13 protein-coding genes are annotated in these 18996 nt (G+C 63.8%); 5 read left to right on the top strand and 8 right to left on the bottom strand.

Annotated elements, in window-relative coordinates; all coding sequences use genetic code 11:
* Positions 1 to 10: 10 nt before the first annotated feature.
* The 3 genes from HU773_RS15580 to HU773_RS15570 form a co-directional block, all read right to left on the bottom strand.
* On the bottom strand, positions 11 to 523 hold the full coding sequence (locus HU773_RS15580; protein WP_057440936.1) for a MarR family winged helix-turn-helix transcriptional regulator: 513 nt from the start codon (positions 521 to 523) through the stop codon (positions 11 to 13).
* A gap of 119 nt (positions 524 to 642) precedes the next feature.
* On the bottom strand, positions 643 to 2388 hold the full coding sequence (locus HU773_RS15575; protein WP_186625216.1) for an ABC transporter ATP-binding protein: 1746 nt from the start codon (positions 2386 to 2388) through the stop codon (positions 643 to 645).
* Positions 2385 to 4106, bottom strand: a complete 1722-nt coding sequence (locus tag HU773_RS15570) for an ABC transporter ATP-binding protein (RefSeq protein WP_169989776.1) — start codon at positions 4104 to 4106, stop codon at positions 2385 to 2387. The genes HU773_RS15575 and HU773_RS15570 overlap by 4 nt, the downstream gene beginning before the upstream one ends.
* A 440-nt stretch (positions 4107 to 4546) precedes the next feature.
* On the opposite strand from HU773_RS15570, the gene HU773_RS15565 reads away from it, so the two are divergent.
* From HU773_RS15565 to HU773_RS15555, 3 genes are read left to right on the top strand one after another with little or no spacing between them, the layout of a single operon-like run.
* Positions 4547 to 5431 (top strand): ABC transporter ATP-binding protein, encoded by an 885-nt coding sequence (locus HU773_RS15565; RefSeq protein ID WP_029300575.1) that lies wholly within the window; start codon positions 4547 to 4549, stop codon positions 5429 to 5431.
* The gene (locus HU773_RS15560; RefSeq protein ID WP_169989777.1) at positions 5428 to 8532 is read left to right on the top strand and encodes an ABC-2 transporter permease; all 3105 of its coding nucleotides are present in this window, start codon (positions 5428 to 5430) and stop codon (positions 8530 to 8532) included. The genes HU773_RS15565 and HU773_RS15560 overlap by 4 nt, the downstream gene beginning before the upstream one ends.
* A gap of 33 nt (positions 8533 to 8565) precedes the next feature.
* Positions 8566 to 10707: a TonB-dependent receptor gene (locus HU773_RS15555; protein ID WP_169989778.1), complete on the top strand. Its 2142-nt coding sequence runs from the start codon at positions 8566 to 8568 to the stop codon at positions 10705 to 10707.
* Positions 10708 to 10826: 119 nt separating this feature from the next.
* Here HU773_RS15555 and HU773_RS15550 read toward each other — a convergent pair whose 3' ends face one another.
* On the bottom strand, positions 10827 to 12854 hold the full coding sequence (locus HU773_RS15550) for a TonB-dependent receptor (protein WP_178118069.1): 2028 nt from the start codon (positions 12852 to 12854) through the stop codon (positions 10827 to 10829).
* A 256-nt stretch (positions 12855 to 13110) separates the two neighbouring features.
* Here HU773_RS15550 and HU773_RS15545 point away from each other — a divergent pair, with 256 nt between their 5' ends.
* Positions 13111 to 14094: a helix-turn-helix transcriptional regulator gene (locus tag HU773_RS15545; protein WP_169989779.1), complete on the top strand. Its 984-nt coding sequence runs from the start codon at positions 13111 to 13113 to the stop codon at positions 14092 to 14094.
* A 6-nt stretch (positions 14095 to 14100) separates the two neighbouring features.
* Here the strand turns inward: HU773_RS15545 and tatC are convergent, their stop codons facing one another.
* The 3 genes from tatC to tatA are packed head-to-tail and all read right to left on the bottom strand — an operon-like array spanning position 14101 to position 15352.
* Positions 14101 to 14847, bottom strand: a complete 747-nt coding sequence (tatC, locus tag HU773_RS15540; RefSeq protein ID WP_169989780.1) for a twin-arginine translocase subunit TatC — start codon at positions 14845 to 14847, stop codon at positions 14101 to 14103.
* Positions 14844 to 15137, bottom strand: a complete 294-nt coding sequence (tatB, locus tag HU773_RS15535) for a Sec-independent protein translocase protein TatB (protein WP_057440939.1) — start codon at positions 15135 to 15137, stop codon at positions 14844 to 14846. Before tatB ends, tatC begins: the two co-directional genes overlap by 4 nt.
* The gene (gene tatA, locus HU773_RS15530; RefSeq protein WP_115128392.1) at positions 15137 to 15352 is read right to left on the bottom strand and encodes a twin-arginine translocase TatA/TatE family subunit; all 216 of its coding nucleotides are present in this window, start codon (positions 15350 to 15352) and stop codon (positions 15137 to 15139) included. The genes tatB and tatA overlap by 1 nt, the downstream gene beginning before the upstream one ends.
* A 161-nt stretch (positions 15353 to 15513) precedes the next feature.
* Here tatA and gspK point away from each other — a divergent pair, with 161 nt between their 5' ends.
* Entirely contained in the window at positions 15514 to 16479 is a 966-nt protein-coding gene (gene gspK, locus HU773_RS15525; protein ID WP_057440944.1) for a type II secretion system minor pseudopilin GspK, read from the top strand.
* 459 nt (positions 16480 to 16938) lie between these two features.
* Here the strand turns inward: gspK and HU773_RS15520 are convergent, their stop codons facing one another.
* Positions 16939 to 18969, bottom strand: coding sequence for a PhoX family protein (locus HU773_RS15520; protein ID WP_186625214.1), 2031 nt, complete (start codon positions 18967 to 18969; stop codon positions 16939 to 16941).
* Positions 18970 to 18996 lie beyond the last annotated feature (27 nt).

Here is an 18996-nt window from a genome sequence, read left to right as displayed (position 1 = left end):
AAACCCGGGCCTAATGCTCATCCGGCAGTTGCTGGGACAGTGCGTGGCTGGCCGAGATGCAATAAATCGACTCGGACAATGCCTGGCGCTGCTCAATGCTCAAGCCCTGGATGATGCCGCTGATCCAATCCGTGTGTTCGGCAAACACCTCATCGACCACGCGTTTACCGTCGGTGGTCAGGCTGATAATCAGCTTGCGTCGGTCGGTCGGGTCGGTTTTGCGCTTGATAAACCCGTCGCCCTGCAAGCCATCGAGCAAGCCGGTAACGGTGCCGGTGGTAATTGAAAGGCGGGTCGCCAACTCCAGCGGCGACAGCTTCCCGCCGGCACTCTTGAGGGTGAGCATGATGACGAAGCGGCCCTCCGACAGGTTGTAGCGAGCCAGGCGGATGGCACACACACGATTGATCGCGGCCGCGGCCGACAGCAGCTCGAAGCACAGCTTGACACTGTCCCTGACCTCGGCTGGCACCCCATCAAGCTCGCGCAGCATGATGTGGTGTTTGTTCTCTAAAATATTCATAAGGCGCAGTTTATCTTGGCGCCTTACTAAGTCAACATTTTGTTTAATGTCGATGCTGGGCGCCTTCGTCACCGGGATGCGTGTCGCTTTATAGGGCGCCATCGCGGGTAAGCCGGCTCCTACAATGAGGGCCGCTCCTGTTTCAGTCGCCAGCCGCCGGCCCGTTGACGCTCGTGCCAAAAACCGGCGTAGCGCCCGTTGTGGGTGAGCAACTGACGGTGAGTACCCGACTCCACGAGGCGACCTTCATCGAGCACCAGGATCTGGTCGGCAGCCATGATGGTCGGCAAGCGATGGGCGATCACCAGCACGGTGGCACGCTGGATCAGCGTGCCAATGGCGGCTTGCACGTAAGCCTCATTCTGCGGATCGAGTGCTGCCGTGGCTTCATCCAGCAGCACAATCGGCGCGCGCTTGAGCAGGGCACGCGCCAGGGACACGCGTTGGCGTTCACCGCCGGACAGGCTGGAACCCCCTTCACCGACCGGGGTGTCCCAGCCTTGTGGCAGGCGCGCGACGATCTCATCGACGCCAGCCAATGTTGCCGCTTGCGCCAACTGCCGAGGGCTGGCATCCGGGTTGCCGACGCGGATGTTGGCCTCCAGGCTGCCGCCGAACAGATACACGTCCTGCATCACCAAAGACAGCTGCCCCATCAGGGCTTCGCTGGACAGCGCGCGCACATCCACGCCGCCCACCTTGACGCTGCCCTCGCTGGCATCGAAGAAGCGCATCAGCAGGCGGGTGACAGTGGTCTTGCCCGAGCCCGACGCGCCGACAATCGCTGTCATCGTGTTGGGCTGGGCGCTGAAACTCAGGTTCTTGAGCACCGGCGGGCCACTGGGGTAGGTAAAGCCCACGTGTTCAAATTCGAGGCTGCCGGGGGCGCTCATGGGTTGGCTGTGCGCCGGTTCCGCCAGAGGTGGTTGGCGCAGGATGCTCACCAGTTGCTCCAGGTCGTTGCCGGCCATACGCAACAAACCACTGCGCGCAGCGGCCTCCGCCAGGGGCCCGACAAACCGCGCGGCCAGGGCCAGCAAGGCCACCAACTCGATGGCGTCGATCTGTTGGGTCACGGCCAGGGCAATGCCCGCGCCAACCAGCAGGGCGAACGCCAATTGCACGCTCAGGCCTCCGGCCAGCAACTTGGGAAAGGTCTGCGCCAGCACCGAGCCCCCGGCCTGTTGTTGTGCGTGGTTGGCCGCCTGCAACGGCTGATAGCCGCCCTGGGCCCGGCCAAAGGCGCGCAGCACTTGCTGGTAGCGGGCAAATTCCACCACGCGGTTGCCGGCTTCGCTGGCGGCGGCTTCGACCCGCGCGTCATTGGCGCCAATGGCATTGGCCGACCAGTGATGGGTGAAATAGATCAGCGGCGCGCACAGCAGCGCCGTCAGCCCCAGTCGCCAGTCAAACACAAACAGGGTCAGCGCGACTGTGGCAGGTACCACCACGCCGGATACCACCGGGCCCAGATAATGGGCAAACAACCCGGTGACCATCAGCGTGCCGCTGGTGGCGCTGCGCGACAGTTGGCCGACCTTCTCGCTGTCGAACCAGCCCAGGGGCAGGCGCATCAGGTGCTGGCCAAGGCGCTCATGCAAAGTGGTAAGCACCAGCAGCGCCAGGGCGAACCCCTGCATCGCCTGCTGGTAGTGGGCAATGCAGGTCAGCACCACCATCGCCGCGAGGCCGGCGAGCCAGGTCATGGCCGTCGGCAGGTCGCCGGCAAACAGCGCGTGGAGGATCGGCACCAGTAACGCCACCGCCAAGCCTTGCAGCATGGCACTGGCCACCAGCCAGGCGAGGTAGCGATACAGGCGCGTGGCGTGGGCCGGGCCCAACAAGGTCGACAGGCTGCGGATCATAACGAGGCCTCCAGCGCACTGGCGTGCCATAACCGAGAGTAGGCGCCGTTGGCCTGCAGCAGTTGCTGATGGCGACCACATTCCACAACGCGACCCTGATCGAGCACGACGATTTGGTCGACATCGCGAATACTCGCCAGGCGATGGGCAATCACCAGTACCGTGCGCCCTCGCGCCAGCGCAGAAAGCGCATCCTGGATCAGCGCCTCGGATTGCGGATCGGCGTGGGAGGTGGCTTCGTCGAGGATCAGCACCGGGGTATCCGCCAGCAGCGTACGGGCGATTGACAGGCGCTGGGCCTCGCCGCCGGAAAGAATCGCGTCTTCGCCAATCACGGATTGATAACCTCGGGGCAGGGCCAGGATGCGCTGATGAATCTGCGCCGCGCGGGCGGCGGCCTGCAATTGCTCATCGCTGGCACCGGGGCAGCCCAGGCGCAGGTTATCGGCCACGCTGCCATGCACCAGTTGCGCATCCTGCAAAACAAAACCGACGTGCCGGTACAACTTGCCCGGGTCGATCTGCCGCACATCGACACCGCCCACCAGCACCCGGCCAGCGTTGACGTCATGAAAACGCGGCACCAACTTGGCCAGGGTCGATTTACCGGCACCGGAACTGCCCACTAACGCGGTGACCGTACCGGCCGGGCAATACAGGTCGATGCCCTTGAGGATCGGGTGCGCTGCGTCGTAGCCAAACTCGACCTGTTCGAACCTCACATCGTGCCCCGCCGGTTCGCGGCAGTGGGCTGGCGTGGGCAGTTCTTCTACGTTCAACAGGGCTTCGATCCGCCCGGCGGCGGCCTGGGCAGTACGCTGGGCGGCCAGGCTCTGGTTGATCACCAGCAGGGACTGTGGAATGACCACCGCCACCAGCGTTTCGGCAAACAATTGCAGTGGGGTGATCCAGCCGCGACTCAACCACAGGCTGCCCACCCCCAGGCTCACCAGCAGAATCACCGGCACGCTCAGGGCCATGGACGAAATGGCTTCCAGGCGCAGCAAGGGCCGCACCCAGTCGGCGTACTGCTGGCCGAACTGGCTGACTGCCTGTTGATAGCCGTGATGGGCCTGGCCGACGCGACCGAATGCCTTGACTACGGAAATCCCGTGGACGAACTCGACAATGGCTGCGCTGATACGGGTCATGCTCTGATCCAGCAACTGCATCTTGCTGCCGAAGCCGCGCATCATCAGGGCATAGGCCAGGCTATAGAGCGGCAGGGTCAGCACTGCCAGCAGCGCCAGTCGCCAGTTCAGGCTGGCCAGCCACACCAGCCCTGCCAGGGGCGTGACGATGGCGGCGGTACGTTCCACGGCGTGGTGGGCGATCAGGTGATGCAGGTCTTCAAGATCGTCCTGGACTACCTTGCGCACTGCGCCGGAACTCGACTCGGTGTACCAGCCCAGCGGCACGCGTGCGAGCTTGCCAACCAGCGCTTCGCGCAGGCTGGCTTGCAAGCGATGGTCGGCCAGGTGTGTCAGCCACAGGGCGGCGCCGCAGGCCATCCAGCCGACACTCAGGGCAATCACCACCCAGCTGGCGCACAGCCACAGGGCTTGCTGCTCAGCAGTGCCGGCCAGTAGCAGGCGCGCCAGCTCGGTCAAGGCAATAGAGGGCACCAGGTTCACCAAGGCCCCGACGGCGGCGAGCGCCACGCCAAGGCGAATCAGGTGGTTGACCGGGCGTTGCAGGGTGTCTAGGGCGCTAGTCATGGGGTTTCCGTTGGCGTTTACACGGGCAACGATGCTAATCGCTGTCACTTTGGCCGCTACCCGTATCGAGTCGATTGCCCCTCCAATCCGCATGCCGGTGTCGGGCTTGAGCACCTCTGCTGTGGGCCGCGGCGCTGGTGACTGCGCGATACGGTTGGAAATTGACTTGAATCGGGTAGAGCGCACCCGCGTGCGTGGCTACCGTCCCGGGCTGTCCCTCTTAAACATAGGTATCTACACAACTTTGCCGTAACGCCTAAATCCAGGCAGATAGCCCAGTTGTGGCAAGCCCGCTCGCCACAGGGGAGTTCGTCAGTTTCTGAAAGTTGTGTAGATACCTATGCCTCTTAAGGGCAATCATTCCCAAACAAGTGCCGCCCGGCAGGCCCGCTGTCCCTGGATCGGGAGCCGGTATCGGCGCGCTGCCCATGGAGTTGCAGATGTCAGTCGATTCGGGTTTGCAGGTGCGCGGCCTGCGCAAGCGCTACAACAACGGCGTACAAGCGCTGCGCGGCGTGGACCTGAGCGTCGGCCCCGGTATGTACGGGTTGCTCGGCCCCAATGGCGCCGGCAAAAGTAGCCTGATGCGCACCTTGGCGACCTTGCAGCAGCCCGACGCGGGCAGCATCCATTTGGATGGCGTGGATGTGCTGGCCGACTCCAACCACCTGCGTCGCCGCCTTGGCTACCTGCCGCAACAACTGGGGGCATATCCGGGCGTCAGCGCACGCGATTTGCTAGACCGCTTCGCCTGGCTCAAGGGCCGTACCGATAGTCGCCAACGCCGCGCAGAAATCGAAGGCCTGTTGGCCAAGGTCAATCTGCAGGATGCCGCGCACCGTGCGCTGGCCACTTACTCGGGAGGCATGCTGCGCCGATTTGGCATCGCCATGGCGCTGGTGGGTTCGCCGCGCCTGCTGATTGTCGATGAGCCGACGGCGGGCCTTGATCCGGCGGAGCGCAACCGGTTTCACCGGGTGTTGGCGGACGTGGCTGCTGAGTCGATTGTGTTGCTGTCGACCCATATTGTCGAAGACGTCGAGAACCTGTGCAGCCGCCTTGCGGTGTTGGCTGGCGGGCAGATCCTGGTGGAGGGCAGCCCTCAGGCGTTGCTGGGCGCGGAGCAGGGGCGCCTGTGGGCGGCGTCTTTTGGGCGTGGCGAAACCTTGCCGGCGGCCTTGCACGTGGCGGCCAGCCCCGAGGGCAGTCGGGTGATTGTGCAGGGTGAACGGCCGGCCGACCCACGCTTCATGCCCCACGCACCACGCCTGGAAGATATTTATTACCTGGCGCTGGCCCAGGCCGGCGAGGCGGTCGACGCATGAGCACCTTCGCCCTGATGATGCGTGAAGCCTGGGTGGAAGTGCGCGCCGGGCTGCGCAGTGGTATTCCCTTGCTGGTGTTTTTGGGCCTGGCCGGCTACCTGTTGATGTCCCTGACTAATGCCGATTACGTGCAGAAAATGGGCGCCAGCGACATCCCGCGCAATGCCCCGAGCCTGATCTACTTGATGGCCTGCGGCTGTATGTTTTTCCTGTTTTTTGCCTGGGCCTGGGTGTTCGCCCAGCCCGCCCTGCGGGACCGCAAGGCGCAACTGGAGGAGGTGTTGCTGGCTCTGCCGGTGTCGTTGCCGGCGTTGTTATGGGGGCGCTTCATCGGCGCCGCCGTGGTCGGTGGGCTGCTGGCCAGTTCGCTGATTGCCGGTTTCTTGTTGAGCCCGGTCCTCGCCTGGCTGGGTTGGGTGCCGGCGGCGAGTATCGGCGCACCGGCCTGGTCGGCACTGGGCTTTGCCTGGGCCGCGTTGCTGTTGCCGGTCAGTACCGGCGTGGGCGCTCTGTATTACTGGCTGGCGCTGCGCAGTCGGGGCCTGGCCGCGCCGTTTGCCCTGGCGACGGTGTTGATGTTGCTGTGGATGTTCGCGGTGGTGGTGCTCAAGGGTGGGCATATCAACCCGCTGCTGGCGGCCAGCCTCGATCCGTCGCTGTTTACTTTCGCCCAGGCCCAGGTGGAAACCTGGACCGCAGCGCAAAAATCCCAAGCTCTGCTGGACCTCACGCCGGGGTTCTGGCTCAACCGGGGCCTGTGGTGTGTACTGCCGTTGCTGCTGTTGGCCTGGTCCCTGGCCCGCGCGACGCGCCAGGGCTTGATGGGCCGGCGCAGCGGTGCGGTACTGGCAGAGCCACCGATGCAACTGGCCCTGGATGTGTGCTTGCCTGGTCCGGTGTTGGCCAGCCACTGGCCGCGGGCGCTATGGCGCGAAACCTGTTGGCAGACCCGCCAGGTGTTTGCACGCAAGGTCTGGTGGCTGGCCCTCGGCCTGCTGGTGGTGATGGGCGTGCTCAGCGGCCTTGTGCATGGGGTGTGGCATGCCCGTGGGCCGATGGTGCCGCGTGCTGACTTGACGTTGCCGCTGCTTGCCAGCGCGTTGTTCCTGGTGATTGCCTTTATGGTGGCGGCGCTGGTGGGCCTGATCTGCCGGCGTGATGATGTACAGGGGCTGGGGGCAATGCTGCACGCCACGCCGGCGCCCGTGTGGTTGCGTACCTTCGGTCAGGTGCTGTGTGTGGTGCTCGCCACGCTGGCGCTGGCCTTGGTGCCTGGCTTCGCCAGCCTGGTGATCAGCGCGGTGGTTGCGCCAGCCAGCCTGGCCCCAGGGTTTGCGCTGATCTACTCACTGTTGGTGTTCGCCCCACCATTGTTGGAGTTGGCGATGCTGACGGTGCTGGTGCATGCGCTGATCCGGCGGTCCGGCCTGGCATACGCCACGTCGATGTTGCTGACGTTTTTCCTGGTGCTCAATCACGAACTGGGACTGGTAAGTTACCCGGCCTATGAAATGGCGATCCCGGGTCACGTGGCGTTGTCGGCGTTGACCGGCTGGGCCCCATGGCTGGCCTATCTCGGCACGCTGGCCAGTTGGAAGCTTGCGCTGTGCCTGGTGCTGGTTGCACTGGCGGCGCTGGCAGTGCCCCATGGACCGGAGCGGCGGCGTCTTGCCGACCTGGGTGCGCGGCTACGCGGCGTGCCCGGTGTGTTGCTGGCAGTGGGTGTGCTGGTGATGTTCGGCAGCGGTAGCGTGTTGCACCGCCAATTGGTGGTACAGGGCGATTACCAGACCGCTGCCCAGGCCCGTGCCGACAACGCCGCCTGGGAGCAGCGCTGGCTGGGCGGCGCTGGTGCCTTCCAGTTGGCCGGCGGGCAATTGCAGTTACAGATCGACAGTGCCCAACGCCACGTGCAAGGGCAGTGGACCCTGGAGGGCGTGATCGCCGCCAATGGCCATCTGGATGCCGAGTTGCCAGCGGGCCTGCAGGTGACGGACGCCAGGGTGATGGGCCAGTCGGTGGTGGTTGAGCAAGCCCATGATCATCTGCGGCTGGCCCTGGGTGCCTGTGCGTCGAGCGGTTGCCAGGTGACCTTGCACTGGACCCTGAGTGCCAACGGTTGGTCGAGCGAAGGCGAGGGGATCTGGCTGAGCCCTCAGGCTGTATGGCTGCAAGCGCGGCGGGTGGTGCCGCGCCTGGGCCTGGACCCGGAACGTGGCTTGCGTGCGCCAGTGCAGCGTCTGGCCGCCGGCTTGCCTGCTGTGGCACCCGTGCTGCCCGAGGGGGCGGCGGTGGCCGCGCAAGCGGTCGCACCGGCCGGGGCCTGGCACTGGACCATCGATGCCCAGGGGCAGTCCCTCAGTGGTCGCAGTGAACAGCCGTTGGATTTCGCCTATGCCCTGACCTCGGCGACCGTGACCCATGAACTGGACGGTGTACGGGTGCTGGCCGATGCCAGTCGCCAGACCACCGCCCGCGAGGTGCGCGAGGATCTTACCGCCATGTCTGCCTGTGTCGCGCAGCATCTGGGCGCCAGTCCACCGGTCAGCGAAGTGAGCCAATGGCCCAGCGGCATGGGAGACAGTCGCCTGAGCAACGGCCACCTGCTGCTGGCCCAGACCCCGGACTGGGACGTGGCGCCAGCCGGCATCGGACGCTGGGCACGACGCGCCCACATCGCCGAACTGTTGGCCCGCCAGCGGCTGCTCAGCGCCAGCGACCTGCGCGAACAACCGGGTCATGTATGGCTGAGTCAGGGGGTTGCCGGAGCGCTGGGTTTGCTGTGTGTCGGCGAAGTCGACGGTCCCCAGGCCCGTGCCGCACTGATCGGGCTCAAGGCCGATGACCTGACCCGCTTGCTGGGCAGTGACGGCGAGCCGATCGGCACCCTGGCCAGTGCCCGGCAGCAGGGCTGGGCCGCGCCTTATGCGGCCCTGGCCAGCCTCGACTGGGCTGCCAGCCAGAGCGCTGCGCAACTGCTGGACATGACTGCACAAATCCTTACAGGCCAGGGATGGCCCCCCTTGATTCAAGGGCTGCTGGGTGCGCCCTCGGATCAGGTGATCGCCCAGGCGCGCCAGCGTTGGGGCACGTCGCAATGAACCTATCCCTCTCTTATCTGCCTGGAGTTTTGCATGCTTGATCAGTGGCTACTCAAACCGTTACACCACCCGCAGGGTTGGCGCGCCAACGTCCTCACCCAAGCCCTGGCGCTGGCCTTGTCCAGCCAGGCGTGCAGCGCGTTTGCGGCCGACTACCAGCCTCCCGCGCAGGCCCTGGAGCTGGCGCCGGTGACCGTCAGTGCGCGGTTGAACCAGGAAAGTGCCAGGGACATTCCCTTCGGCCTTTCGGTGCTTGACAAGCACACCCTGCAAACCCGGCGCCTGCGCACCCTGGAGGACGCGTTGCGCGGCACTCCGGGTGTGGATGTCAATTCCTGGGGTGGGGCGAATGACGCCAATGTGCGGATTCGTGGCGTGGGTTCGCTGAACCAGATGAGCATGGATGACGGCTCAGTGGTGCTGAACGTCGATGGCGTCCCGATGTCGGTGCGCAACGCAGCCATGGCCACCCTCGATGCGCAACAGGTCGAAGTGCTCAAGGGGCCCCAGGGCACCTTGCTGGGGCGCAACAGCGAGGCCGGGGCGATCAACGTCACCACCCGCAAACCCACCCGTGAGGTAGAAGGCTATGTGCGGGGTGAAGTCGGCCAGCAAGGCCAGTTCATGAGCGAAGGCGCGGTGGGCGGTCCCTTGACCGAGACCCTGGCCGGGCGCATTGCGGTGCGTCGCAGTGGCTTCGATAACTGGGTCGACAACCAGCAGGATGGCGACCCGATGACCACGCCTCGCGACCTGGCCTTGCGTGGCAGCCTGCTGTGGGACAACGACGCGGGCATCACTGGGCTGCTGGTTGCCGAACGCCAACGCGCCGAGCACTACGCCGGCCTGGAAATGCTGCGGCCCTTTGGCGACAGCCCACGCCTGGACTACACCCCCGGCGTATTTGACGGCAACCAGAAGGCCAATGAGCGCTATTCCTTTGAGCTCAACCACGATCTGGCGCAAGCGCGGATCACCTCGATCACTGCCCACACCAGCACCGACTTCAATGCCGTCAAGGGTTATGACCGCAACATCACTCGTGCACTGTACGGCTCACCCTTTGAGTACCTCATTGAGGACTCGGCCCACGAACGGGTCTGGAGCCAGGACCTGCGCCTGGGCTCTCTGCCAGAGGCCGAAGTGTTCTGGGTGGGTGGGGTCAATCTTTCCCGTTCCGAGCGCAATTTCGACTCGAGCAACTTCACCAACGGCGCGCTTCAGCAACGTGAGTTCAGTACCAACAGCTACGCGGCGTATGGCGAGATCACCTTCCCGATTGCCGAGGACTGGAAACTCACCACCGGCCTGCGCCACACCTGGGATCGCAAGACCTACGGCGGCGAATATACGAGTGCAGGCAATCGGGCCAGCGACAGCCGCCAACTGCAAGACAACTACAGCACCGGGCGCGTGGCGCTGGCCTATGCGTTGACGCCGCAGACCAATCTCTATGCGGTGCTTTCCCGTGGCTACAAGTCTGCAGGCTTCAATGATTACGCGACCTCGGTCGCGGACAGTGAGCCGTACAAGGCGGCTAAGGTCAGTGCGGCCGAAGTAGGGTTCAAGCATGAAAGCGAGGGCGGTGCGCTGAGCCTGGAGGGCGCGTTGTTCTTCACCCGGGTACGCGATGACCATTTGCTGGGGTATGACTTCAAGACCGTGGCCGTCAGTGCGGTGAATGCCGACACTCGCAGCAAGGGCGCCGAGCTGTCGAGCACCTGGCACGTTACTGATCAACTGACCCTGGGCAGTGCCCTGAGCTACACCAATGCGCTGGTGACCTCCGATGCGCTGGGTGTTTCTGGCGGCGACGTGGTGGCAGGCAGCCGGGTGCCGGACGTGCCGTTGTGGAGTGGTAATTTCAGCGTGGCCTGGCACAAGGATCTGCCCAACCTCCTGGGCCTGCCGGCACCGCGGCTCAATACATTGCTCAATTACCGCCTGCAGAAAAACCGTCCGGCAGACCCGCAGAACCACTATGACCTCAAGGGCTACGCCAAGCTGGACCTACACCTGGGCCTGGAAAGCGGCGGCTCGGAAGTCTACCTGTGGGGCGACAACCTGCTGGATGCACGCTATGACTTGTACGGTTCGTACTCCACCGACCAAGTACTGACCGGGATGCCGGCCAGGGGACGGTCGGCGGGCGTGGGTTACAGCTATTCGTTCTGACAGAGGCTTAGCCAACAAACCCTGTAGGAGCGGGCTTGCCAGCGATGGCGTCGGCCCTGCCAAGGATGTTGGCTGACCTGCCGTCTTCGCTGGCAAGCCCGCTCCTACAAGGGGATTGATCAGAACTGATAGGTGTAGCCGACGCCCAGGGTACGACGGCGCGCGGGTGCGCCGTAGGCCACTGGGTCGCTGTAGAAACCATAGGTGTCGTAGGTCTGGTTCAGCAGATTGTCGGCATAGGCATATACCTCGCCGAACTTGCTTTGCAGACCGGCGCGCAGGTCGAGTTTCTCGTAGTTATCCAGGTTGAAATGGTTCTGCGGATCGGCCGCCCGTTCGCCCACCAGGTGGTAGTTGAGGCTGGTGTTGAGGGTGGTGTCACCCAGGCCAGCGAAATTGCCCAATGGGTGCTCCCAGGCGACGTTGAAGTTGCCACTCCAGCGGGGTATATCCGGGGTCCGGTTGCCGGCGGCGACGTCACCGGCCTGAATGCCATTCACAGCACTGGTGATTTTCGCGTCGAGGTAGGTGGCACTGGCGGCCACGGTCAAGCCGTAGTCGAAGCGCCAGCTGCCTTCCAGTTCGGCGCCACGGCTACGGGTGTCGGCATTGAAGGCATTGGTGGCGAAGGTTGCGGCGTCGTACCCCAGCAGATGGTCGTCGTGTACGCGAGTGAAGAACAACGCGCCGTTGAGGCTGCCCCGATGGTCATCGGTTTGACTTTTGAAGCCCAGTTCGGCTGCCTTGCTGACAGCCGCCTTGTAGGGTTCGCTGTCGCTGACCTGTGACGCGTAATCATTGAAACCGCCGGATTTATAGCCTCGCGCTAATTGCACATACACGTTGGTTTGCGGGGTAAGCGCATAGCTCAGGGCGGCGCGACCGGTGCCGTAGTTGTCCGTGAGTTTGCGTGAGTCATTGACTGAAGCATTTCCAGAGAAATACTCGCCGTCATAGGTCTTGCGGTCCCAGGAGTGACGATAGCCGGTGGTCAGTTTCAACTGCTCGGTCAAGGGGAAAGTGACTTCGCCGTAGCCGGCATAGGTGGTCGTGGTGAAGTCGCGAAACTTGGCGCCCGAGGTGCCGTAGGTATTGCGCGGGGTGTCGTAGGTGCGCTCGTTGCGCGCGGCGGCCAGCCCTGTGACCCAGAACACCTCGACGCCCGGCAGGGAGCTCAGGTGCACGTCCTGGCTCCAGGAGCGCTCAAAGGATTTGTCCACCACCCAAAACTCGCTGGGGGTGCCATAGAGCGCGCCCATCAGCTTGCTGTCATAGGCGATCAGCCCTTCGAAGTCGGCGGTGGAGGTGGCGCTGGTTGAGGTCAGGCGGCTGTTGGCGAGGTCATGTTCGACCTTGATCGTATAACGTTCGGTGGTCTTGTAGTTGTCGTCGAACAGGCCGGGAGTGAGGTCCAGGCTCGGGTCGCTGCCGTATGGGCGCAGCACCAGGGAATTGGTGGCGCGCTTGGTCTTCTGGCGCTCGGCGCTGAACAGCGCGCGGGTGTCGTCGTTGATATCCCACAGCAGGCTGCCCCGGTACGCTTCGTTGCGGGGTTTGGTCTGGGGTTGATGGGTCTGGTCGTTGTCGATCCAACTGTCGTACCCAGCCCGGCGCACCGCCAGGCGGCCGCTGAGGTTGTCGGTAAGCGGCCCGCCCACCGCGCCTTCGGTGAGGAACTGGCCTTGCTGGCCGACTTCGCCACGCACATAACCTTCCAATTCGCGAGTCGGTTGGCGTGTGGTGATATTCACCGCGCCGGCTTGGCCAATCGCTCCGGACAAGGTGCCCTGGGGCCCCTTGAGGACTTCGATGCGGTCCACATCCAGGGTTTCAAAACCCAGGCTGCGTGATGAAACTGGCACACCATCGATATTGAACGCCACTGAGCTGTCATCCATTGACATCTGGTACAGCGAGCCCACGCCACGGATCAGCACATTGAAATCATTGGGCCCGCCGGAGGAGTTGACGCTGACCCCGGACGTGTTGCGCAGAGCGCTCTCCAAGGTATCGAGGCGCTGGGTGCGCAACTGTTCGCCGCTGATTACGCTGAGGCTGATCGGTACTTCCTTGGGATCCTCTTGCTCCATGCGCGCGGTGACGGTCGAAGCCGGCAACTGCACGGTTTGGCTGACCGTGTCGGCCAAGGTCGAATGAGTGAGTGTGCAACCTATAAGAGTTGTTATGGTATAACGAATGTACGGTGATCCACGGCTGGTCGTCGATGGGCTGGGTGCAGACATGATGGGGCCTTGACTGAGGTTTCGGGCAATGCGCGTCGCGGCGGGCGACGGCGGCTAAGGGAGCAACTGCAGCGCATCAGATGCTAGTGATTATCAATTGCGCGCCTCTACCCCGATGTGGTCTGATTCGAGCCGTATCCGGTCAGCAAGGAGATCCAAGATGTCAGCCACTGAGGAAGAGGCACGGGCGTTCATGCCGGTCTCGCGGATTATTGCCGACGGTTACGGGGGCGACTTCGGGCCCGGCAACCAGTGCCGGGTCACCCGCGTGACCCTGCAGGGCGGGCTGGATATCGTGCGCTGGCAAAGCACCTTCGAGCAGCCGGTAGAAATGCCCCTGCACGACGATAGCGAGCGCATCCACTTCAGCTTTACCAACCTGCTCAAGGGCAAGGCTTCCTGCAGCTTCCGCGATGGTAGGCGTCAGCGACGCTATGTCGTTGACCAGGGTTGCGGCAGCATCAGTTACGGTCGTTGCCGCGACGGCCTCTATCAGCAGCAGGGCGAAATCGACAACATCACGGTGATGATTCATCCCGACCTGTTGACCCAGTGGGACCTGGAGATCGATTCGAGCCTGTACAGCGCGCTGGCCTGTGACCATTGCTTTCTTGACGGCCACCGTAGCGGCGAAATGACTGCCACTGCCCACCAGTTATCCAATGCCCTGGAGTACGCGCCTGGCCAGCCTCGCAGCCGCTTGTGGCTGTACGGCCAGAGCGTGACTTTGGTCAGCCTGTTTCTGGAAGCGCGGCGCAGCGTGGACTGCGCCTGTCGCCTGAGCGCCCTTGATCGTCAACGCCTGCTGCGCGCCCGCGAGCGCTTGCTGCTTGACCTGGGCAAAGCGCCCAGCCTGTCTGAACTGGCCCGCGAATCCGGAATGAGCCAGCCCAAGCTGACACGCGGGTTCCGCCAGTTGTTCCTCAACAGTGTGTATGGGGTGTTCCAGCAAGCACGCATGACCCAGGCTCGCAGTCGCTTGCTGGAGGGTGATGAGTCGGTGATGCGCGTGGCCTCAGACCTGGGCTATGCCAACGCCAGCCACTTTGCCACGGCATTTCGCAAACAATTCGGGATCAATCCATCCCTGCTCAAGCAAGGCGGGCGCAGCACCTCGTTGCTGCGGCCTTCCCCTGAGCCGTAAGGCGCTCTACGGCGCCTCGGTACGCGGCTTGTTCACGGACCGACTGGCCAGCAGCCCCAGCTCAAACAGAATCCACATCGGCACCGCCAGCATGGTCTGCGAAAACACATCCGGCGGGGTCAGTAGCATGCCCACCACAAAGCAGCCGACGATCACATACGGCCGGCTCTTTTGCAGGGTCTGCACATCGGTGATACCGGCCCAGATCACCAGGAAGGTGGCCACCGGAATTTCAAACGCCAGGCCGAACGCCAGCAACAGTGCGAGGATGAAATCCAGGTACAGGGCGATATCAGTCATCATCGCCACGCCGTCCGGGGTCACGCTGGTAAAGAAGCCGAACATCATCGGGAACACCAGGAAAAACGCGAACGCCATGCCCAGGTAAAACAGCACCACGCTGGCGGCCAGCAACCAGGCGGCGGTGCGGCGTTCCTGGCGATACACCGCCGGTGCGATCATGCCCCAGGCCTGGTGCAGCAACAGCGGCATGCTGATAAACAGGGCAATCATCATGGTCAGCTTGAGCGGCGCCAGGAAGGGTGACGTCACCCCGGTGGCGATCATGGTTGCGCCGCTGGGCAAGAAATCGCGCAACGGTTGCGAGACGAAGCTGTAGAGCTGCTGGGCAAAGGGGAACAGCGCGCAAAACACCAGGAGGATCGCCAGGACGCAGCGCACCAGGCGTGAGCGCAACCGGGTCAGGTGGCCGGTCACCGACAGGCGCGGAGCAGGCAAGGGCAGGTCGCTCATGGGGCAGGTGGTCCTTTGGGAGTGGCGGTTTCTGGCAGCGGGGCGTCCAGGCGGATGCCGTCGCGCAGTTGCTGCTCCAGTTGCCGCAAGGGTTGCTGGTCGATGCTCTGCAACAGGTGTTCGTGGTCCAGTTCCTGGGTGACCTGGGCCTTGAGCGTATTCATCGCCCGCTTGGCCCGGCCCAGCCACAGCCCGGCATTGCGCGCGGCAATCGGCAGGCGCTCGGGGCCCAGCACCAGCAGCGCCACCAGGCCCACCAGCAGCAGTTCGCTAAAACCGATATCGAACATCAGAGTTTGCTGTCGGCAGGTCGCTGAGGTTCGGCTTGCACCTCAAGGCTGGTCTTTTCTGCCGCCTGGGCGCCGGGTTCGTTGCCCATGGAGGAGCGAAAGCCCTTGATGGCCTCACCCACATCACTGCCCAGGCCCTTGAGGCGCCGGGTGCCGAACAGCATCACCACGATCAGCAGCACGATGACCAGTTGCCAAATCCCTATACCGCCCATAACGCCACTCCAAGCCATTGATTTGAAATATGAAGGCGCAGTTTGCCGAGGCTTTATGACGGCGCGGTGACGGTTTTGCGGGAATTGTGTGAGTCTGCCACTTGGTTGAAACATCCACTGTGTTGACTGTCGCCAGGATCTCCATAAAAGGTGGCGTGGCAATGGACAAGAAACGGCAGCAGGGGGCGGCGTTGTTGATGGTGCTGGTGGCCCTGGCGATGCTGGCGGGGGGCATGGCCTGGATGGTCGAGCAGGGGCGCCAGCAGGTCGACAGCGTGCGCCTGGTGCAACAGCGGGTGCAGGCCCGCGCGATCGAACGGGCGGCGCTGGCCTTTACCGAACAGGCCCTGCAAGACCCGCTGTGGCGCGCCAGCCCGTTGTTCTGGCAGGCCATGCGCGGGCAGCCGTTGGCTTATGACTTCAAGGGGGGCAAGGCGAGCATCCAGATTCGCGACCTGCACACCTGCTTCAACGTCAACGCGCTGATCGGCCCCGAAGCCGAACGTGCCCAGCGCCAGTTGGTGCATCTGCTGGGGGCGGACATGGCCGCCGAACGCCTGGCCCAGACCCTGGCCGACTGGCTCGACGCCGACCAGCAGACCCGCCTGCAAGGTGCCGAAAGCAACGAATACTTGCGCCAGTCGCCACCGCGCCTGGCGGCCAATCAACGCATGCGCGATATCAGCGAGCTGAACCTGCTGGCGGTGCCCGACGCGCTGCGGGCGTTGCGTTACCCGCAGTTATGCAGCCTGGACGAGACGGCGGGCTGGCGCCTGAATGCCAATGCGTTGAACCTGGAAATGCTGCCGCTGCTGGATGCGTTGTACGAGGGCGAGGTGTCGCGTTCGGTGCTGACCCGCTTGGTCAGCGCGCGGCCGGCGGGGGGCTATCGCGATGCGGGCGAACTGCGCCAGGCCCTGGGGGCGATGGACGACGCGATGTTCGAGCGCTTGAGCGAAGGCCTGCAGCTCAACGGTGACCACTTTCTGCTGCTCCTGGACATAGACCTGGATGGCCAGCGCTTTCGCAGCCAGTACCGTGTCGAGGCCCAGGGGGTCGTGAAGTGGCATGCGCGGGTGCCGGCGCAGGGCATGCTGCTGCGCTCGCGCGAGCCTTTGCCGTTATAGCGCGTATGGGAGCGGATTTGTGTGGGAGCGGGCTTGCCCGCGATGACGGTGTATCAGTCGATAAATCTATTGGCTGACCTGCCGCCATCGCAGGCAAGCCAGCTCCCACATTTGATTTGTGGTGGTGCCAACATTCTCTGCCCCGCGCAGATCCCCTGTGGGAGCGGGCTTGCTCGCGAAAGCGGCAGTCCAGTCACTGTTTCTGGCGGCTGATCCACCGCCATCGCAGGCAAGCCCCCACATTTGCTGTGCAGTGTGGCGCAAACCCGAGATCCCACCTGTTGATTTTGAGATCACCACAAAGCAAATGTGGGAGCTGTCGAGCCCCGGCGAGGCTGCGATAGCGGTAGATCAGCCAACATCCATGCTGGCAATGACCTCGTCATCGCAGCCTCGCCGGAGCTCGACAGCCCCCACAAGGATCGTGATGCAGGAGCCGGGCCGGCTCCTGCCGCTGAATCAGATCGCCAATTCACCCCCGTCAGCACGCTGGATCACAACCGTGGAGGCGCGAGGGCGGACTGTGCCGACCGTGACGTCGGTAGCCACACCGGTGGACGGCCAGTTGTCCGGGTGTTGGATGTTGACGAACACCGTCTTGTTATCGGGTGTGAAGGTCACCCCCGTCACTTCAGAACCGTTAGGCCCGACGAAGAAGCGGCGCAGGTCGGCCTGGTTCTGCGCATTGACCGGCACTTGCTTGCCCTGGGCATCGACCATATTGGTCGGGATCACCACCAGCATCTGGTCGTTGGTGTAGTCGGTCAGGGTTTTTTCGCCGTTGTCGGTCTGGATCCACATTACGCCACGGCTGTCGAAGGTCATGCCATCCGGGCTGGCGAACTGGTTCAGTGTGGTCAGGCCTGAGCGGTTGATGTCCGGGGCGCCTGCGGCGTTGGCGCCAAACACAAAGATGTCCCAGGTGAAGGACACCTGGTTGTCCGCGTCATGCCAGCGAATGATGTGCCCGTGCTTGTTTTTGACGCGCGGGTTGGCGGCGTTGGCCACGGTGCGGCTGGTGTTGTTGGTGAGCGTCAGGTAGACGTCGCCATTGAGCGGGTTGACCGAGGTCCACTCCGGGCGGTCCATCGGCGTGGCGCCCACGGCGTCGGCCGCGCCACGGGTGTTGAGGATGATCCCCGGCAGGTCGGTGAACTTCGCGCCCAGGGTGCTGCCATCCACGGTCGGGCTGGCCACGTCGAGCAGCAACCAGTTGCCGCTGCCGTCGGCATTGAAGCGCGCCACGTAGAGCTTGCCGCTGTCCATGTACTTGGCGCCGGTGGCCAGGCGATCACTGGGGTTGGCATCGGCCGGGTCCCACAGCGCGGTGGAGACGAATTTGTACAGGTACTCGTTCTGCGAGTCGTCGCCGCTGTAGAACACCACTGGCTTGCCGGCGGTGGTCAGGCCCGGCCAGCAACCTTCGTGGCGGAAACGGCCGAGGGCGGTGCGTTTCACGGCGCGGGTCGAAGCGTTGTACGGGTCGATCTCAACGATGTAGCCATAGGTGCTGGCTTCGTTGCGGTAGTCATCAGTGGCGGTGGCGCCGCTTGGGGTCACGTCGAAGCGGCTGAACTCACCGTTGACCTCGCTTGGATCACCGGCAACGCTCTCCCAGCGATAGTTGCCGTTGCCGGTGCCCACGCCGATGCGTACCTGGTCTGCCGGGCGGGCGCCACTTTTATTGACGAAAATCCCTGGCCAGTTTTCTTCGCAGGTGAGGTAGGTGCCCCACGGGGTATAGCCGTTACCACAGTTGTTGTTGGTGCCGCGGGTCTGGGTGCCGGTCGGCGAGAATTTGGTTTTTACGTGCTCGGTGCCTTTCATCGGCCCCGCCAGGTCCATGACCGTAGCCGTGGTGAAGCGGCGGTTCAATGGATCGTTTTCCATCACCTGCCAACGGCCGTTGACCTTGCTGATGCGCATCACACCCGCACCGTGGGCGTTGATTTCCTTGCGCACTTCTTCGACCGGACGAACACCGCCGACCAGGGTCGGGCCCGCCGGGTGCAGGGCTTGTGCATCGATGTATTCGTGGTTGATCGCAAGCAGGCCGTCGGTGGAGCTGCCATTGATTGGAAAGAAGTGCATGCCGTCGTGGTGCATGCCTACCGCGTTGGCCTGGTCGGTCGAGGTGTTGCTGCCGTCGCTTTTCCAGGGGGCAGCGTTGCTGTTCAGCGGTGTACCCCAAGGGGCCAGCACGTGGGCGGTGTAGCCGGCGGCCACGGTGCAGGCATCGGTGAGGGAGCCGGGGATCGAGTTGAAGCCCAGTTTCAGTGCCGGCTTTGGCGGCTGGGTAGGGGTGTCGTTGTCCGAGCCACCGCCGCTGTCAAAACAGCCCGTCAGGCCGGTACCGGCAATCATGGCGATCGCGGCGCCGAGCCCGCCCCGTACCACACTGCGGCGGCTCAGGTAGGCAGTGAGTACCGATTCCATCGGCTCATTGAGGCTCAGGTTGCGATTCTGGTTGTCGCCAGTCTCTCGACTCATTTCATCAGGTCCTTTGTAGATCACGAT

Source organism: Pseudomonas shahriarae (genome assembly GCF_014268455.2).
Lineage (GTDB): Bacteria > Pseudomonadota > Gammaproteobacteria > Pseudomonadales > Pseudomonadaceae > Aquipseudomonas > Aquipseudomonas shahriarae.
This window is presented reverse-complemented; position numbering and strand designations above follow the sequence as displayed.

What these genes read in the sequence shown, in the direction of transcription:
- HU773_RS15580 (WP_057440936.1), bottom strand. Translation starts at nt 523, where the DNA reads ATGAATATTTTAGAGAACAAACACCACATCATGCTGCGCGAGCTTGAT.
- HU773_RS15575 (WP_186625216.1), bottom strand. Translation starts at nt 2,388, where the DNA reads ATGATCCGCAGCCTGTCGACCTTGTTGGGCCCGGCCCACGCCACGCGC.
- HU773_RS15570 (WP_169989776.1), bottom strand. Translation starts at nt 4,106, where the DNA reads ATGACTAGCGCCCTAGACACCCTGCAACGCCCGGTCAACCACCTGATT.
- HU773_RS15565 (WP_029300575.1), top strand. Translation starts at nt 4,547, where the DNA reads ATGTCAGTCGATTCGGGTTTGCAGGTGCGCGGCCTGCGCAAGCGCTAC.
- HU773_RS15560 (WP_169989777.1), top strand. Translation starts at nt 5,428, where the DNA reads ATGAGCACCTTCGCCCTGATGATGCGTGAAGCCTGGGTGGAAGTGCGC.
- HU773_RS15555 (WP_169989778.1), top strand. Translation starts at nt 8,566, where the DNA reads ATGCTTGATCAGTGGCTACTCAAACCGTTACACCACCCGCAGGGTTGG.
- HU773_RS15545 (WP_169989779.1), top strand. Translation starts at nt 13,111, where the DNA reads ATGTCAGCCACTGAGGAAGAGGCACGGGCGTTCATGCCGGTCTCGCGG.
- tatC (WP_169989780.1), bottom strand. Translation starts at nt 14,847, where the DNA reads ATGAGCGACCTGCCCTTGCCTGCTCCGCGCCTGTCGGTGACCGGCCAC.
- tatB (WP_057440939.1), bottom strand. Translation starts at nt 15,137, where the DNA reads ATGTTCGATATCGGTTTTAGCGAACTGCTGCTGGTGGGCCTGGTGGCG.
- tatA (WP_115128392.1), bottom strand. Translation starts at nt 15,352, where the DNA reads ATGGGCGGTATAGGGATTTGGCAACTGGTCATCGTGCTGCTGATCGTG.
- gspK (WP_057440944.1), top strand. Translation starts at nt 15,514, where the DNA reads ATGGACAAGAAACGGCAGCAGGGGGCGGCGTTGTTGATGGTGCTGGTG.
- HU773_RS15520 (WP_186625214.1), bottom strand. Translation starts at nt 18,969, where the DNA reads ATGAGTCGAGAGACTGGCGACAACCAGAATCGCAACCTGAGCCTCAAT.